General features: G+C 58.6%; 1 pseudogene. It reads right to left on the bottom strand.

Annotation, left to right across the window (positions count from 1 at the left end):
* Positions 1-237 (bottom strand): annotated as a pseudogene (locus tag QQL65_RS08680) (methyl-accepting chemotaxis protein); the annotation flags it as partial.

Here is a 237-nt window from a genome sequence, read left to right as displayed (position 1 = left end):
GCCTCATTGGCTTGCGCCATCACTTCACCGCCACGCTCAGCCACCTGGCTGGCTTCTCCGGCCGACACTTGCGCGCGCTTGGCCCGCTCTGTGTTGTCCCGCACGGTTTCTGCCAATTGCTCAGTCGCCGCAGATGTTTCTTCAATCGAAGCAGCCTGACGGGTTGTACGCTCAGACAGATCATTGGCACCCGACAAGATCTCCCCTGTCGCGTTCTTCAAAGACTTTGACGTTTCG

This window comes from Maritalea porphyrae, assembly GCF_030159895.1.
Taxonomy (GTDB): Bacteria; Pseudomonadota; Alphaproteobacteria; order Rhizobiales; family Devosiaceae; genus Maritalea; species Maritalea porphyrae.
This window is presented reverse-complemented; position numbering and strand designations above follow the sequence as displayed.